Below are 14,259 nucleotides of genomic sequence, written 5' to 3'. Positions count from 1 at the left end.
GCCCGCCGGCAGCCGGCGGGCTTGCGCTGGATCAAGGTGGCCCCTCGCGGCTCCAGCGAGGTTCCCGCGTCGGCATCGACGCGGGCCGGAGCTGAGCCATGGACTACGCCAACATCCTCGTTTCCGCCGACCTCGGCGAAGCGGCGCTGGACCGGATGCGCCTCGCCGCCGGCCTCGCCCGGCGCTTCGCGGCGACGCTCACGGGCGCGGCGGCCCATCCGGTGCCGGCCCCCCTCCTGGTCCGCGATGTCTACGATGCCGTCGCGCAGGAGCAACGCAACACGGCACAGGTCCAAACCATCCTCGAACAGGCGCAGGCCCTGTTCCGGCGTGCCGGGACCGAGGGGATCGGCACGGACTGGCGCGCCGGCTTCGCGGACGCCGTCACGCACGTCATCGAGACGGCCCGCGCCGCGGACCTCGTGGTCCTGAGCCGGCGGGGACCGGGCGACGCGGATCCGGGACCACTCGGCGTGCCGCCCGGGCCCGTCCTCATGGAGGCCGGCAGGCCGGTCCTGGTGGTGCCGCCGGGGCTCGCGAGCCTGACGGGGTCGCGCATCGTTATCGCGTGGCGGGACGGTCCCGCAGCGCGGCGGGCCGTGTCGGCGGCTTTGCCATTCCTGCGGGCGGCGGACCGGGTCCACGTGGCGACCGTCGGCGCCGATGCCCGGCCCGACGGTGCGGACGACGTGGCCGGCCACCTCGCGCGGCACGGCGCGCACGTCGCCGTCCATCACCTGCAAACGGAGGAGGATGCCGGCTCGGAGATCCTGCGGTTCGCCCTGCGGCAGGATGCGGATCTGATCGTCACGGGCGCCTACGGCCATTCCCGGTTGCGGGAATGGATGTTCGGCGGCGTCACGCGCGATCTCCTCGAGCGCTCCCCACGCTGCTGCCTGATGAGCCACTGAGCCCGCGCTTCGTCGGGGCCGCCGTTCGCAGGCTGGACGAGCGCTTCCCGATCGCGGGCGTCGAACGGCACCATCCCGCGGCGCCCGCGTTCCGGTCCGATCCGTGCGACGAGGCCAGGCTCGCCGGCCCGGACGCGTCAGGGTCGCGCTGGGCGGCGGCAGGGAGGCAGAGCCATGGACAGTCGGCTTCTCTACGTCAGCCGGCGGACATCCTCCGAGGCCGACGTCCGGAACATCGTCGAGACGTCTCTGTCCCGGAACGCCCGGCTCCGGGTCACGGGAGCCCTCGTGGCGTCGCGCACCCGGTTCGCGCAGATCCTGGAGGGGCCGCGTCCCGCGGTCGATGCCCTGATGGACAGCATCCGTCGCGACCCGCGCCATACGGAGGTGGCGGTGCTGCTGTACGACGACATCGACCGGCGGCGCTTCGCCGACTGGAGCCTCGCCTATTCCGGCGCCTCCGTTTACGTCGACAGGCTGATCGCAGCCCTGACCGCGCGTGCCCCGGCGCAGCCGGACCCGGCCGACCTGCGCCGCCTGATCCAGGCCATCGAGGAACTCGCGCGGGCCCGGCTCTGACACCGCCGCACGGGCCGGGGAGCCGACGGCGCCCGCGGAGCCGTCATTCGACGAAGCCCCAGCCGGCCTCGAGGGCGCGGCGCTCCTCCTCGGTCAACGGGTTGGCCCAATCGGGCGCGTTCGGCGCCCGCACCGGCGGCACCGCCTCGACGGGTTCGGGGCGCACCGGCGGCACCGCCTCCGCGGCTTCGGGGCGCGCCGGGGCGCCACGGGGCGGCGGCTCACGCTTGCGCGTCGGCCCGGTGGTCGTGCCGCTCCGGGCTGTTGGTCGCTTGCGCATCGCCGACCCCCTAGGTTCAATGGGACAGGAACAGCGGCACGGGACAGTTCCGCAGGAGCGAGCGGGTGACGCCGCCCAGGAAGAACTCCCGCTTGGGAGAATGCCGGTAGGCTCCCATCACGACCAGGTCGGCGCGGAACAGGCCGGCCTGGCTGCGCAGGGTCTCGGCGATGCCGTCCCCCTTCGGCAGGTCGTTGACGACGACGTTCACGCCGTGCCGCGCGAGGTGGGGCGCGAACTCGGCCCCGGGGACGGCCTCGTGGATCTCCGCGTCGTCGCAGACCGAGACGACCTCGATCGCTTCGGCGGCGCGCAGGAACGGCAGGGCATCGTTGGCGGCCCGGGCCGCCTGCGCGCTGCCGTCCCAGGCGACGATGATCCGCCGTGCGGCGAAGACGTCGCAGCCCGGCGGCACCGCGATGACCGGCCGCCCGCTCTCGAAGAGCGCCCGCTCGATGGTCTCGCGATCGAGGTCGAACCGTCGCGGTCCCGCGTCCAGGACCGTGAGGTCGTGCAGGCGCGCCTGCGTGGCCAGCCGGGTCACGACGTCCGGGTAGGTCAGCCCCGGCGCCTCCGTCGTGCAGACAACGCCGACCTGGGCCGCATCGCCGGCCGCACGCTCCGCGATGGAGCGCGCCAGCGCGTCGAGACGGCGGTCCACGAGGGCCTCGCCCACGTAGTCGAACTCGCCGAGCCACGCGTCGTCGCCCGTGAGGCGCCAGGAGGCCGACTGCACGGTGAGGTGCGCATTGGCCGCCTTGGCCAGCGTCAGCCCGTAGCCGATCGCCGCGATGGGGGGATCGAACTCACCCTCCACGGTCGTGCCGACGAGGACGTCGCGAATGCCCGCGAGTGGGGAGCGGGAGGGGCTGGACATGGAGCGTCTCCGATTCGTGCCGGCCCCATGGTTCGTCCCGTCGCGGCTGGGCAGCCTTGATCCACCTCAAGCGGCCCACGATGCGGAGTGTTCAATTTCGCACATTCGCCCGACGGGATCGTCTATATTCGACCAACAACACTGCCGAAAGGCTGTTCACTGATTCCAAAATGCAGTAATTTTTGGTTGTCATGGCGCAACCGATTGGAAGTTCGGGACGGATGCGTTTTCATCGTCGCGGCCCGCAGGACCTCTCCGGGTGCAAGCGATGACGAACCCCGTCGACGCGCCCGGCCACCCTCGCGACGATGCCACCGCTCAGACCGGCGACGACCTGCGGTTGACGCTCGACGAGGTGGGCATCTGCATCTGGTCGCTGGACATCGTGACCGGTCGCGCCACGGTGTCGCCGACCTGTGCCCGCCTGTTCGGCGTCCCGGCCGAACGATTGACCACCTTCGCCGCCTCACAGGCCCTCGTGCATCCGGAGGACCGTCCAGCCCGCGCGGAGGCCATCGAGAGAGCCGTGCGGGAGGGGGGCAGCTACGAGGTCGATTACCGCGTCCTGCGCCCCGACGGGCATGTCTGCTGGCTGCGCTCGCGCGGCCGGGTGCAACTCGACCCGGAACGCAGCCCCTTCCGGCTCCGCGGGGTCGTGCTCAATATCGACGAGCAGAAGCGGGCCGAGGTCGACCTGCGGGCCCGCGAGGCTCACCTGCGCTCGATCCTCGACACCGTGCCGGAGGCCATGGTCGTCATCGACGAGGCAGGCCGGATCCATTGGTTCAGCGCGGCGGCCGAGCGTCTCTTCGGCTACGCGGCCGACGAGGCGGTCGGTCGGAACGTCCGCATCCTGATGCCGGAGCCGATGCGGAGCGAGCACGACGCCTACCTCGACCGCTACCGGCGGACCGGCGAGCGCCGCATCATCGGCACCAACAGGGTCGTGACCGGCCTGAGGCGGGACGGCTCCACCTTCCCGATGGAGCTGGCCATCGGCGAGATGCGCGCGGGCGAGCAGGTCTTCTTCACCGGGTTCATCAACGACCTGACCGAGCAACGCCGCACGCAGGCCCGTCTCGAGGAACTCCAGGCGGAGCTGGTCCACATGTCCCGCCTCAGCGAGATGGGCGAGATGGCTTCGACGCTGGCCCACGAGTTGAACCAGCCGCTCGGGGCCATCAGCAACTATACCAAGGGCTGCAAGCGCCTTCTGGCGCATCCCAGTCCCGAGAACGTCGCCAAGACGGTGGAGGTGCTCGATAAGGCCGCGGAGCAGGCCTTGCGGGCGGGACAGATCATCCGGCGCCTGCGCGAGTTCGTCACCCGCGGCGAGACCGAGAAGCGGGTCGAGCCCGTCGCGAGCCTGATCGAGGAGGCCAGCACGCTGGCCCTGGTCGGGGCCCGGGAGCAAGGCGTTGTCGCGCGCGTGCACGTGGATCCGAGGGTCACGTCCGTCCTGGCCGACCGCGTTCAGGTTCAGCAGGTCCTGATCAACCTGATGCGCAACGCCCGCGAGGCCATGCAGCAGGGGCACCGGCGCGAATTGCGCGTCGAGGCCTGCCCCGCGGGAACGGACCACGTCGAGATTGCCGTCGTGGACACCGGGCCGGGCATCTCGGACGCGGTGGCGGACCGGCTGTTCCAACCCTTCGTCACCACCAAGGCGAGCGGGATGGGCGTCGGGCTCTCGATCTGCCGCACCATCGTCGAGGCTCATGGCGGCCGCCTATGGGTCGAGCGCAACGAGGCCGGCGGGGCAACCTTCCGGCTGACGCTGCCGGCCGCGCACGATGGAGACCTCGGTCATGCCAGCTAGCCTTGTGCACGTGGTCGACGACGACCCGGCCATGCGGGACTCGGTCGGCTTCCTGCTCGGCACCGAAGGCTTCGAGGTGCGGCTCTACGAGACTGCGACCGACTTTCTCCAACGGCTCGTCGAGCCGGCAGCGGGCTGCGTCCTGACCGATATCCGCATGCCCGGTCTCAACGGCCTGGAGTTGCTCCGCCGCCTGCGGGCATCCGGCCACAAGCTTCCGGTTATCATGATGACCGGGCACGGGGACGTCCCGCTCGCGGTGGAGGCGATGAAGCTCGGCGCCTGCGACTTCATCGAGAAGCCGTTCGACGACGAGGCCCTCCTGCAGGCGCTGCGCTCCGCCCTGGAACGCAACGGCGCGGCCGAGGCGGTGGATCCGACGCTGCGGGAGTTCGTCCGGCGGGTCGGCACCCTGAGCGAGCGCGAGCGGCAGGTCCTCGACCAGCTGGTCGCCGGCGGCACCAGCAAGGAGATCGGCCGCACGCTCGACATCAGTCCGCGCACCGTCGAGATCTACCGGGCGAAGCTTATGGCCAAGACGCAGGCCGGCACCCTGCAGGAGCTGGTGCGCTGGGCGGTGCTGGCGGGCCTGGCCTGAGCCGGCCTTGAGGCAGGTCAAGGCCGGGATCCGGATCGCGCCCCATCCTGGCGGTCCCGAACCCGGACCGGCACCCCGCCGACGAACCTGCCGATCCAGCCGCCGATCCAGCCGCCGATACACCTCATGCCTGCCCTGACCGACCTCATCTACGTGGTGGACGACGACGCGGCCGTCCTCCACTCCACCCGCTTCCTCCTGGAAAGCGAGGGCCTCCGGGTCGAGACCTTCGCGGACGGACCGGAACTGCTGGCCGCCTTCCCGGGGCCGAGCCCGGCCTTCGTCCTCCTCGACCACGTCCTGCCGGGGCTCGACGGCCTGGAAGTCTGCGCCAGGCTCCACGACCTCGATGCCCGCGTGCCCGTGGTCCTGATCACCGGACACCCCGACCCCGCCATCCGCGCCCGGGCTCGCGCCGCCGGGATCCCGCTGGTCGACAAGCCCCTCGCCTTCGACGCGCTCCTCGGGCTCCTCGCCCCGGACGCCGCCCGAGACGCCGCCCGAGACGCCGCCCGAGAGGCCGCCCGAGAGGCCGCCCCAGCGCCACGCCCCGCGCCCCTCCCCCAGCCGGCCTGACCACACCCGACGGAAACCAGATCGGCAAACCGGCGCGCGCCGGCGTGCCCGAGGCCGAGCTACCCTGGCCGAGGCGACCGCGGCGCCCGCATGCGGCGGCGGACGATCCCAAGGCCCCTGTGCGCTCCGTCACAGCGTGCGGCCAAGCAAAAGAACCGGCCACGTCGCTCTTGTCTCCACGGAACGACGATTTGCCAAGCTTATTCATGAACATTGCGGCGAAACCCGCACAAAGATCTTGAGCTGGATCAATGTATCGCCGCACCAATACGGAGACCCTGAAAATCGGGAAGGCGGCAGGCCGTCTGCCGCTCGCGCTCCGGACGCCCGCTCGGTCCGGCCGCCGGGGCCCCTTCGTCAGGGGGAAGCCGATGAGAACCATCGAGAACCGAACCGAGGACATGATCCCGAACGCGCTCAACATCCTCCTCGGGATCACGCTCGTCCTCGCACCCTGGTATCTGGAGTTGAGCTACGATTCCGCCGCCGCACGCAACGCCTTTCTCAGCGGCGGCGCCATCACCGTCGTCGCGTTGCTGGCCCTCGGCCGGACCTACGATTGGGAAGAGTACCTCAACCTCGCCCTCGGCCTATGGGCGGCCATGGCGCCGTGGGCACTGGGCTTCGCGGAGACCAGGGGCGCCATGGGGGTGCATGTCGGGGTCGGGCTCGCGGTGGCCGCCCTGGCCGCGTTCGAACTCCGGCGGCTCTACGTGTCGCCCCAGGCGCGCTCGGTCTGAGGCGGGCCGGGCGCCGGAACGGCCGCGACAGCCCTGCGCCGCGCGCGGCCGCGTCCCTCACGGCATCGTTTCCAGGAGGCTGCCATGCCCCTCGACCCCGTCGCGCTCGCGGCCGCCGCGTCCTTCACGGTCGGCTGCGCGGGCATCCACGCCCTGCGCCGTCATGCCGACGTCCTCACGCTGGTTCTGGGCGTGCTGGCATACGGGCTCGCCACCCTGGTGGGCGCCCTCCTCGCGGGGCGCTCCGGCCTGCCCGGGCTCCCCGACCCGGTTCCCGCCTGGGCATTCGCGACGACCGCGGGCCTCTGAGCCCGACGCGCGGCACTACGTAATTGTCCGTAAGCAAGTTCGCTTAAGACACGAACCGGAATTTCATCGCTCCCCGAGGACGGCCAATCTCGCTCCCACGACGAGGTGAGGAGCGAAGCGATGAGCACCGACTACACCGCACGGACGTCCACGCAGATCCCGGCAGGCCATTCGGCGCCCTTCCCGAGCCTGGACGCAAGCGCGCTGTTCGCGGGCTGCCCCGAGGTGATCGGGACGCCGTTCTCCTACGCCCGCGAGGAGGAAGTCTACGGCGAGGGCGAGGAGGCCGAGTTCGTCTACAAGGTCGTCAGCGGCGCGGTGCGCACGCACAAGGTGCTGAGCGACGGCCGTCGTCAGATCACCGGCTTCCGCCTGCCCGGCGACCTGTTCGGGTTCGAGCAGGGCAAGATCCACCGCCACAGCGCCGAGGCGCTCACCGACACCAAGGTGCTGATCTTCAAACGGCGGCAGGTCGAGCGCGCCGCGACCGACCGGGCCGAGTTCGCCTGCCAGCTCTGGGACATGGCCACGAACGATCTGAGGCACGCCCAGGATCACATGCTGCTGCTCGGGCGCCGCTCGGCGGCGGAGCGCGTGGCAAGCTTCCTCATCGACGTGGACGCACGCCTGGGCGGCACCGGGACTTTCTCCCTTCCGATGACCCGGCGCGACATCGCCGACTTTCTCGGGCTGACCATCGAGACCGTGTCGCGCACCCTTTCGCAGCTGGAGGAGGACGGGGCCCTGCAACGCGTCGGCGGCCGCCAGGTCAGCCTGAGACGGGCCCGGCTCCACCGCATGATCGAGGACTGAGCGCGACGCCGCCCCGGCGGGTCGCGACGGATCGTGATGCCGCGCCGTCAATGGGCGAGGAACAGCGGAAGGGGGCTGCGGGCCAGGAGCGACTGGGTCACGCCGCCGAAGAACCATTCCTTCAGGCGGGCGTGCCGGTAGGCGCCCATCACCAGCATGTCGGCGCGGAACAGGCCCGCCTGGGTCCTGAGCGTCTCCGCGACGTCGTCGACGACCGGCAGGACGTTCACCGACACGGTCACGCCGTGGCGCGCGAGGTGCGGCGCGAACTCGGCGCCGGCGACCGCGGCCGACAGGTCCTTCTCGCCGACGACGGACACGATCTCGACCGCCTCGGCGGCGCGCAGGAACGGCAGGGCATCGTTCGCCGCCCGCGCGGCCTGGGCGCTGCCGTCCCAGGCGACGACGATCCGACCGGCAGGCCAGGCCGAGCAGCCCGCAGGCACCACGATGAGCGGGCGACCGCTGCCGAACAGGAGTCCGTCGATCAGGTCGCGGTCGAGATCGACCTCCCGCGCCTCCGCGTCCAGGATGGTCAGGTCGGCGAGGCGCGCGCGGGCGGTGAGCCGGGCGATCAGATCCGGGTAGGCCAGCGCGGGCGCCTCGGTCGTACAGGTCACCCCCGCACGGGTGGCATCCCCGGCGGCGCGTTCGGCGACGGCCTGGGCGAGGACGCGCAGGCGCCGGTTCTCGTCCGCGACGAGGCCGTCGACGAACCCCAATCCCGCGCCGCCCACCATGGTGAGACGGCGGGCCGCGGACTGGACGGTGAGGTGGGCGCCCGCCGCGGCGGCGAGCGTGAGGCCATAGCCAAGCGCCGTTCCGGGCTCGTCGCCGCGGCCCTCCTCGGTGACGGCGACCAGGATGTCGCGCAAGGCGGCGAGGGGCGATGAGGACGGGAGGGACATGAGAGCTCCGGGCTGCCGATCGCCCGAGTCTCGACGGGTGCGGCCGCTCGACCTTGATCCAGCTCAACGCCGGACCGTCGGCGACCGCGCCGGATCACCCGATCCGGTCAGGGCTTCTTGCGGAAGCGGGACACGAACCGCTCCACCGCCCGCGCCATCGCTTCGAGCCGCGGCTTCAGCGCCGGGATGTCCTCGCTCAGGAGGGCGAAGCCGAGGGGCAGCATCCAGAGGCCGAGGATCGGCAGGAACGACAGCAAGCCGCCGCCGATCAGGGCGAGCGCCGCCGCCAACCGCGCCGGCCGCCGCGAGGGCTTCCTCAGCCACGTGACCGCATCGCGCAGGCGCCCGGGAAGGCGGCCGGTCAGCCGCTCCATTCGTGCATCCCAATCCGCTGCGGTCGGGTCCGTCGTGATCCTGCTCATGGACGACAGCTTACACGAAGGCGCGCGGGCCGTGGGCGCGGAGGGGCACCGGACCTCACGTCGGACGGCCGTCGCGCCCGGACGGCCGGCGGGCTCCTGCCGCCAGGGTGGCGAGTTGGACGACCAGGAGCGGTGCGAGGCTCACCGAGAGGACGAGCATCCAGCCGTTCCGATCGAGCGGGACGAGGCCCAGCAGGCGGCCGACGGGCGGGAGATAGGCCGGGCCGACGAGCAGCGCCGTGCACAGGAGCAGGGCGGCCCAGACCCAGGGATTCCGGGTGACCTCGTTGCGGAGGAGCGGCGCGCTGGAGGCGCGCATGTTGAACACCTGCCAGAGCTGCGCGAAGGCGAGCGTCAGGAACGTGACGGTCACGACCGAGGCCGGATCGAAGGCGAGCCAGAACGTGGCGGCGGCGCCGGCCGCGAAGGTCGCCGCCGTCATCGCGGCGGCGTGCAGGCCGATCCGCGTCCATTGCGCCCGCCCCAGAATGGGCTCCTTCGGATCCCGCGGCGGTCGCCGGAGGATGTCGTCCCGGCCTTCGCCGAGGGCCAGGGCGAAGGCCGGGAACACGTCGGTCACGACGTTCAGGTAGAGGATCTGCATCGGCAGGATCGGTAGCGGCAGCGTCGACACGACCGCGAGCCCGACGACCATCACCTCGCTCAGGTTGCAGGCCAGGAGATAGGTGACGAACCGGCGGATGTTGTCGAAGATGATCCGCCCCTCGCGGATCGCGCCGACGATGGTCGGGAAGGCATCGTCGAGGAGGATCATGGCGGCGGCCTCGCGCGCCACGTCCGTCCCCCGCCGGCCCATCGCGACGCCGATATCCGCCTGCCTCAGCGCCGGGGCGTCGTTGACGCCGTCGCCGGTCATGGCGACGACCTCGCCCTTCGCCTGGTAGGCGCGGACCAGCGCCAGCTTCTCGGCCGGGCTCACGCGGGCGAAGACCGCGACATCCTCCAGCCCGTCCGGCAGACCGGCATCGGGGACGCCCTCCGCGATGCGGTCCCCCGGACCGGCGAGACCGACCGCGAGGGCGATGCTCCGGGCGGTTACGGCGTGATCGCCGGTGACCATCACCGCGCGGATGCCCGCGGCGCGGCAGGCCGCCATCGCCGCCGGCACGTCCTCCCGGGCCGGGTCCTCCAACCCGACCAGCCCGAGGAACGTGAGATCCTCGAAGGGCGGGCTTACCGGATCCGCGACCGTCCTCTCGGCGCAGGCGATGACCCGCAGGCCCCGTGCCCCCAGATCCTCGACGCGGCGTCGCCACAGGGTGCGGTCGCCCGCGTCGAGGGGACGATCATGCGCGCCGTCACCGGTGCGCCGCGAGGCGGCGAGCACGGCCTCCGGGGCGCCCTTGACCGCCACCCAGAAACCCGGCCCCGCAGCATGGACGGTGGCCATCATGCGGACGGCCGCCTCGAAGGCGTGCTTTCCCACGAGAGGCCGGTCGCGCCCGAGGGCCGCGCGGTCGAAGCCGGCGGACCGCCCCGCCCGCAGGAGCGCCTGTTCCATCGGGTCGCCGCTGCCGTCTCCGGCGCCCGATCCGAGCGCGGCGTCGTTGCAGAGCACCGCAACGCGGAGCAGGCGTCCGGCTTCGATCGAGGGCCCTCCCTCGGCCAGGTCCCCCTGCCCGGAGGGCAGCGACAATTGCCGCACCGTCATCCGGTTCTCGGTGAGCGTCCCCGTCTTGTCGGTCAGGATGACCGTCGTGGCGCCGAGCGTTTCGACGGCCGACAGGCGCTCGATCAGCGCGTTCCTGCGGGCCATCCGCCACATGCCGCGCGCGAGCACCAGAGTCGCGACGATGGGCAGGCCTTCCGGAATGGCCGCGACCGACAGCGCGATGCTGGCCTCGGTCATGAGGCGGAGATCCTTGCCGGTTGCGATGCCGAGGCCGGCCAGGAGAACGGCCACCCCCAGGACCGCCCAGACCATCTGGCCGGACAGGCGGCCCAGGCGCCGTTCCAGGGGCGACCCCTCCGGGTCGGCCTGCGCGACGAGGCGCGACACCGCCCCGAGTTCGGTCGCCGCGCCGGTCGCGACCACGACACCCGCACCGCTCCCGCGGGTGACCAGCGTGCCCCGGAACAGCATCGACGCGCGCTCCGCGAGGCGTGCCTCTGCGGCGACCGGCTGTGCCGACTTGTCCACCGGCACGGATTCCCCCGTGAGGGTCGACTCGTCGGCGCCCAGGTTCGACGCCTCGACCAGCCGGATGTCGGCCGGGACCGCATCGCCGCCCTCGATCAGCACGATGTCGCCCGGGACGAGATCCTCGGCGGGCAGGACCCGGATGTGCCCGTCGCGGCGGACGCGGGCCGAGCGCGTCCCGAGCGACCGCAAGCCCTCGACGGATCGGACCGCCCGAAGCTCGGTGAAGAAGCCGAGGCCGGTATTGATGGCCAGCACCGCGATGACGGCGGCCGCCTCCTGCCAATCCCCGAAGTAGAGCGAGAGCCCGCCGGCCGCGGCGAGCAGGTAGACGACGGGGCTCGCGAGCTGGTGCAGGAGCAGGGACAGCCTGCCGGCCCTCTCGGTCGTGGCGATCACGTTCGCGCCGAACCGCGCGCGCCGTCGCCGGGCCTCCGCATCGGTCAGGCCCGCGGGCAGGGCGGTCTCGAAACGCCCTGGAACCTCCGCGACCGGCAGGGCATGGACGGGTTTCGTCCCCGCCGCCGGGCACCCGGTCGCGGCCGGCGGGCTGGGCCATTCGGGATCCTCGGCCGGATCCCGCTCAAGCATGGCGCAGCCGGTCGAGGCGCGCGGCGTTCGGGCAGAAGTCCGGGTAGGTGCGGGCCGCCGTTCCGGCCCGGAGCTCGCGTTCGCAGCGGCTCCGCGCGCCGCAGGCCCGGCAAGCGGCCTCGAGCGCCCGCATGGTCTCGGGCTCGCTCCGCCGAACGGCTTCGGGGTCGAGCTGCAGGCGTCGCATCAGGCTGACGACGCCCTGGAGCTTGGCGCCGGCTTCCGGCGACAGGCCGGCGGGCGCCGCGGCGTCGGCCTCCATCATCGTCTCCATCATCTCCTGGTCGATGTCCCGGATTTCCTGCGCCGCCTTCAGGAGGCAGCACCATCCGGTCATCGCGGCGGCGACGCCGAATGGATCGAAGGGGTCGGTCTTGTCGGCTGGTGCGGCCATCACAGACTCCTGAAAATCCCTGCGTGCCCCACCGCGGCGGCGGCGCCCTTGATCCATCTCAAGGCCGATCCGGCGACATCGGCGCACATCTCGGTCGGCGGCGGCCCAGGGCCCGCCACACCCCGGGGACGAGGGGCGATGCGCACCATCGACAACCAGCCTGAAGACGTCTTCCTGGGGGGCTGGAACCTCATGCTGGGGGCGGGCCTGATCCTGGCGCCCTGGTACTTCGGCTTCCGATCCGAGGACATCGCGGCCTGGAACGCCTGGATCACCGGGGCGACGATCCTGGCCTTGGCGGCCCTGACGCTGATGCGCACCCGTGAGGGGGAGGTGTACGCCATCGGGGCGGCCGGTCTCTGGTCCTGCGCGGCCCCCTGGGCGCTGGGCTTCCAGGACGCCGCGGCCTGGGCTCACGTGGGCTTCGGCGTCGCCCTCCTCGTCTCGGCCGGCTCCTGGCTGTGGCGGCTGCAGGACCTGCCGGCTTCCCAGGGATCTGCCCAGAAATCCGCTCGGCAAACCGCGCCGCCCGCGGCCCGCGCGACGCCCAGGGTCAGCGAGGATCGATCCGCATGTCGACCGGGGACAAGGACGCCGTCGCCGCGTTCCTGACGCAGGCCCTGTCGGGCACGGGACAGGTGGAGACCGTAACCACCCACATCTCCCGGCTCTTCCTGGCCGGCAGCCGCGTGTTCAAGCTCAAGCGCGCCGTCCGCTTCCCCTATCTCGACTTCTCGACCCCCGAGCGGCGCCTCGCCGCCTGCGAGGCCGAGGTCGTGCTCAACCGCCGCACGGCACCCGCGCTCTACCTCGGCGCCCGGCGGATCACGCGCGGACCGGACGGGGGCCTGGCCTTCGACGGGACCGGGAACCTCGTCGACGCCGTGGTCGAGATGCGGCGGTTCCCGGAGGCGGACCTGTTCGACACCCTGGCGTGCGAGGGGCGCCTCGGACCGGACCATATCGCGGACCTTGCCCAGGTCATCGCCGCCTTCCATGCCGGCGCGGAGATCCACCGCGACAAGGGCGGGGCTGCCGCCCTGACGGCGCTCGTCGACTTGAACGCGGCGGCGCTCCGGGCGACGGGGCTCGCCTCGACCGGCGCGGTGGCGACGCTGACGGCGCGGTTCCGGGCGGTTCTGGCGCGGCATGCCCCCCTGCTCGACGCCCGCCGCGCCGCCGGCAAGGTCCGCCGCTGCCACGGCGACCTCACCTTGCGCAACATCTGCCTGTTCGAGGGCAAGCCGACGCCGTTCGACTGCATCGAGTTCAGCGAGACCATCGCGACGACCGACATCCTGTACGACCTCGCCTTCGTCCTCATGGACCTCTGGCACCGGTCGCGCTTCGACCTCGCCAACCTCCTGCTCAATCGCTACCTCGATGGGGCGGACGAGACCGACGGTCTCGGATTGCTGCCGGTCCTGATGGCGCTGCGCGCGGTGATCCGCGCCCACGTCACGGCGGCTCAAGCGGCGGACGGAACCGGCGCGGCCGCCGCCGCCAGGACCGCCGAGGCGCGCGCGTATCTCGCCCTCGGGGAAGACCTGCTGACCGACAGGCCGGCGGGCCTCCTGGCGGTCGGCGGCTTCAGCGGTTCCGGCAAGTCGAGCGTCGCGGCGGCGGCGGCCCCCTGGATCGGCGCGGCCCCGGGCGCCCGGATCCTGTCGAGCGATCGGATCCGCAAGCGCCTGCACGGGGTCGACGCCCTGACGCGGCTCCCGGCGGCGGCTTATGCCCAGACCGTGTCGCGGCGCGTCTACGCGATCCTGCGGCGGGACGCCGGGCGGGTCCTGGCCGCGGGCCATTGCGTCGTCGCCGATGCGGTCTTCGACCGACCGACCGAGCGGGCGCAGATCGAGGCCCTCGCCCGAGACCGGGGGGCCCGGTTCTGCGGCGTCTGGCTGGAGGCCCCGGCCCCATTGCTCGCGCGCCGCATCGACAGCCGCGCCGGCGACCCTTCGGATGCCACCGCGACGGTCCTGGCGGCCCAGGTCGCGCGGGGTCGCGGCGCCCTCGCGTGGCACGAGCTCCGCGCCGATCAGCCCGTGGACGCGTTGCGCGCGACGGTCCTGTCGCTCCTGGGGAGCGCCGGCGTGACGGGCTGGCCGGCGGCCCGGCCACCCGACGGGTCACCGGCGACCCCGACCCCGCCGGATCGGCCGGAGCGGGCAGCGAGCATTCCGACGACGATCGCCATCGCGCAGGGCCCGCCTCCGCACACGCGGTGACGTTGACGCACGTCAAGGCGAGGCCGGGCGCGGAGAGCCATCCTCACCGC

The 14,259-nt window shown here is 72.4% G+C and carries 16 protein-coding genes; 10 read left to right on the top strand and 6 right to left on the bottom strand.

What is annotated here, in order from left to right; all coding sequences use genetic code 11:
• Positions 1-98: 98 nt before the first annotated feature.
• Together ABIC70_RS16385 and ABIC70_RS16380 are read left to right on the top strand one after the other, a co-directional pair.
• A complete protein-coding gene (locus ABIC70_RS16385; RefSeq protein ID WP_075380906.1) occupies positions 99-911 on the top strand; it encodes a universal stress protein in 813 nt (270 codons plus the stop codon).
• Between the two features lie 174 nt (positions 912-1,085).
• Entirely contained in the window at positions 1,086-1,490 is a 405-nt protein-coding gene (locus ABIC70_RS16380) for a BLUF domain-containing protein (protein ID WP_043388204.1), read from the top strand.
• A 43-nt stretch (positions 1,491-1,533) separates the two neighbouring features.
• Here ABIC70_RS16380 and ABIC70_RS16375 read toward each other — a convergent pair whose 3' ends face one another.
• Together ABIC70_RS16375 and ABIC70_RS16370 are read right to left on the bottom strand one after the other, a co-directional pair.
• Positions 1,534-1,770 (bottom strand): hypothetical protein, encoded by a 237-nt coding sequence (locus ABIC70_RS16375; protein ID WP_043354346.1) that lies wholly within the window; start codon positions 1,768-1,770, stop codon positions 1,534-1,536.
• Positions 1,771-1,786: 16 nt separating this feature from the next.
• Positions 1,787-2,647 (bottom strand): universal stress protein, encoded by an 861-nt coding sequence (locus tag ABIC70_RS16370; RefSeq protein ID WP_354440143.1) that lies wholly within the window; start codon positions 2,645-2,647, stop codon positions 1,787-1,789.
• Positions 2,648-2,915: 268 nt separating this feature from the next.
• Here ABIC70_RS16370 and ABIC70_RS16365 point away from each other — a divergent pair, with 268 nt between their 5' ends.
• From ABIC70_RS16365 to ABIC70_RS16340, 6 genes are all read left to right on the top strand, one after another.
• Positions 2,916-4,466 (top strand): PAS domain-containing sensor histidine kinase, encoded by a 1,551-nt coding sequence (locus ABIC70_RS16365; protein WP_081948865.1) that lies wholly within the window; start codon positions 2,916-2,918, stop codon positions 4,464-4,466.
• Positions 4,456-5,064: a response regulator FixJ gene (fixJ, locus tag ABIC70_RS16360; RefSeq protein WP_043354340.1), complete on the top strand. Its 609-nt coding sequence runs from the start codon at positions 4,456-4,458 to the stop codon at positions 5,062-5,064. The genes ABIC70_RS16365 and fixJ overlap by 11 nt, the downstream gene beginning before the upstream one ends.
• Positions 5,065-5,190: 126 nt before the next feature.
• Positions 5,191-5,640, top strand: a complete 450-nt coding sequence (locus tag ABIC70_RS16355; RefSeq protein WP_354440140.1) for a response regulator transcription factor — start codon at positions 5,191-5,193, stop codon at positions 5,638-5,640.
• A gap of 371 nt (positions 5,641-6,011) precedes the next feature.
• Positions 6,012-6,380 carry an SPW repeat protein gene (locus ABIC70_RS16350; RefSeq protein ID WP_043387222.1) on the top strand — a complete coding sequence of 123 codons (369 nt, stop codon included), beginning with the start codon at positions 6,012-6,014 and terminating at the stop codon, positions 6,378-6,380.
• Positions 6,381-6,464: 84 nt separating this feature from the next.
• Positions 6,465-6,689: a hypothetical protein gene (locus ABIC70_RS16345; protein ID WP_043354335.1), complete on the top strand. Its 225-nt coding sequence runs from the start codon at positions 6,465-6,467 to the stop codon at positions 6,687-6,689.
• Between the two features lie 120 nt (positions 6,690-6,809).
• Complete coding sequence (locus tag ABIC70_RS16340; RefSeq protein WP_354440138.1) at positions 6,810-7,502, top strand: helix-turn-helix domain-containing protein; 693 nt, start codon at positions 6,810-6,812, stop codon at positions 7,500-7,502.
• 47 nt (positions 7,503-7,549) lie between these two features.
• Here the strand turns inward: ABIC70_RS16340 and ABIC70_RS16335 are convergent, their stop codons facing one another.
• The 4 genes from ABIC70_RS16335 to ABIC70_RS16320 form a co-directional block, all read right to left on the bottom strand.
• Positions 7,550-8,410, bottom strand: a complete 861-nt coding sequence (locus tag ABIC70_RS16335; protein ID WP_053610293.1) for a universal stress protein — start codon at positions 8,408-8,410, stop codon at positions 7,550-7,552.
• Positions 8,411-8,517: 107 nt separating this feature from the next.
• Positions 8,518-8,784, bottom strand: a complete 267-nt coding sequence (locus ABIC70_RS16330; RefSeq protein WP_236952731.1) for a hypothetical protein — start codon at positions 8,782-8,784, stop codon at positions 8,518-8,520.
• Between the two features lie 103 nt (positions 8,785-8,887).
• On the bottom strand, positions 8,888-11,584 hold the full coding sequence (locus tag ABIC70_RS16325; RefSeq protein ID WP_354440135.1) for a cation-translocating P-type ATPase: 2,697 nt from the start codon (positions 11,582-11,584) through the stop codon (positions 8,888-8,890).
• The gene (locus tag ABIC70_RS16320) at positions 11,577-11,978 is read right to left on the bottom strand and encodes a DUF6455 family protein (RefSeq protein WP_043387209.1); all 402 of its coding nucleotides are present in this window, start codon (positions 11,976-11,978) and stop codon (positions 11,577-11,579) included. The genes ABIC70_RS16325 and ABIC70_RS16320 overlap by 8 nt, the downstream gene beginning before the upstream one ends.
• A gap of 138 nt (positions 11,979-12,116) precedes the next feature.
• Here ABIC70_RS16320 and ABIC70_RS16315 point away from each other — a divergent pair, with 138 nt between their 5' ends.
• Together ABIC70_RS16315 and ABIC70_RS16310 are read left to right on the top strand one after the other, a co-directional pair.
• Entirely contained in the window at positions 12,117-12,590 is a 474-nt protein-coding gene (locus ABIC70_RS16315) for an SPW repeat protein (RefSeq protein WP_354440133.1), read from the top strand.
• Positions 12,551-14,209 carry a bifunctional aminoglycoside phosphotransferase/ATP-binding protein gene (locus tag ABIC70_RS16310; RefSeq protein ID WP_354440131.1) on the top strand — a complete coding sequence of 553 codons (1,659 nt, stop codon included), beginning with the start codon at positions 12,551-12,553 and terminating at the stop codon, positions 14,207-14,209. Before ABIC70_RS16315 ends, ABIC70_RS16310 begins: the two co-directional genes overlap by 40 nt.
• Positions 14,210-14,259 lie beyond the last annotated feature (50 nt).

Origin of the sequence: Methylobacterium sp. 1973, assembly GCF_040545035.1 — a bacterium.
GTDB classification, from domain to species: domain Bacteria; phylum Pseudomonadota; class Alphaproteobacteria; order Rhizobiales; family Beijerinckiaceae; genus Methylobacterium; species Methylobacterium fujisawaense.
Note: the sequence above shows the minus strand (reverse complement) of the source record. Positions and strands in the feature narration are given on the sequence as shown.

Excerpts from the sequence above, each read along its gene's own strand:
- ABIC70_RS16385 (WP_075380906.1), top strand. The coding sequence starts at position 99 with ATGGACTACGCCAACATCCTCGTTTCCGCCGACCTCGGCGAAGCGGCG.
- ABIC70_RS16380 (WP_043388204.1), top strand. The coding sequence starts at position 1,086 with ATGGACAGTCGGCTTCTCTACGTCAGCCGGCGGACATCCTCCGAGGCC.
- ABIC70_RS16375 (WP_043354346.1), bottom strand. The coding sequence starts at position 1,770 with ATGCGCAAGCGACCAACAGCCCGGAGCGGCACGACCACCGGGCCGACG.
- ABIC70_RS16370 (WP_354440143.1), bottom strand. The coding sequence starts at position 2,647 with ATGTCCAGCCCCTCCCGCTCCCCACTCGCGGGCATTCGCGACGTCCTC.
- ABIC70_RS16365 (WP_081948865.1), top strand. The coding sequence starts at position 2,916 with ATGACGAACCCCGTCGACGCGCCCGGCCACCCTCGCGACGATGCCACC.
- fixJ (WP_043354340.1), top strand. The coding sequence starts at position 4,456 with ATGCCAGCTAGCCTTGTGCACGTGGTCGACGACGACCCGGCCATGCGG.
- ABIC70_RS16355 (WP_354440140.1), top strand. The coding sequence starts at position 5,191 with ATGCCTGCCCTGACCGACCTCATCTACGTGGTGGACGACGACGCGGCC.
- ABIC70_RS16350 (WP_043387222.1), top strand. The coding sequence starts at position 6,012 with ATGAGAACCATCGAGAACCGAACCGAGGACATGATCCCGAACGCGCTC.
- ABIC70_RS16345 (WP_043354335.1), top strand. The coding sequence starts at position 6,465 with ATGCCCCTCGACCCCGTCGCGCTCGCGGCCGCCGCGTCCTTCACGGTC.
- ABIC70_RS16340 (WP_354440138.1), top strand. The coding sequence starts at position 6,810 with ATGAGCACCGACTACACCGCACGGACGTCCACGCAGATCCCGGCAGGC.
- ABIC70_RS16335 (WP_053610293.1), bottom strand. The coding sequence starts at position 8,410 with ATGTCCCTCCCGTCCTCATCGCCCCTCGCCGCCTTGCGCGACATCCTG.
- ABIC70_RS16330 (WP_236952731.1), bottom strand. The coding sequence starts at position 8,784 with ATGGAGCGGCTGACCGGCCGCCTTCCCGGGCGCCTGCGCGATGCGGTC.
- ABIC70_RS16325 (WP_354440135.1), bottom strand. The coding sequence starts at position 11,584 with ATGCTTGAGCGGGATCCGGCCGAGGATCCCGAATGGCCCAGCCCGCCG.
- ABIC70_RS16320 (WP_043387209.1), bottom strand. The coding sequence starts at position 11,978 with ATGGCCGCACCAGCCGACAAGACCGACCCCTTCGATCCATTCGGCGTC.
- ABIC70_RS16315 (WP_354440133.1), top strand. The coding sequence starts at position 12,117 with ATGCGCACCATCGACAACCAGCCTGAAGACGTCTTCCTGGGGGGCTGG.
- ABIC70_RS16310 (WP_354440131.1), top strand. The coding sequence starts at position 12,551 with ATGTCGACCGGGGACAAGGACGCCGTCGCCGCGTTCCTGACGCAGGCC.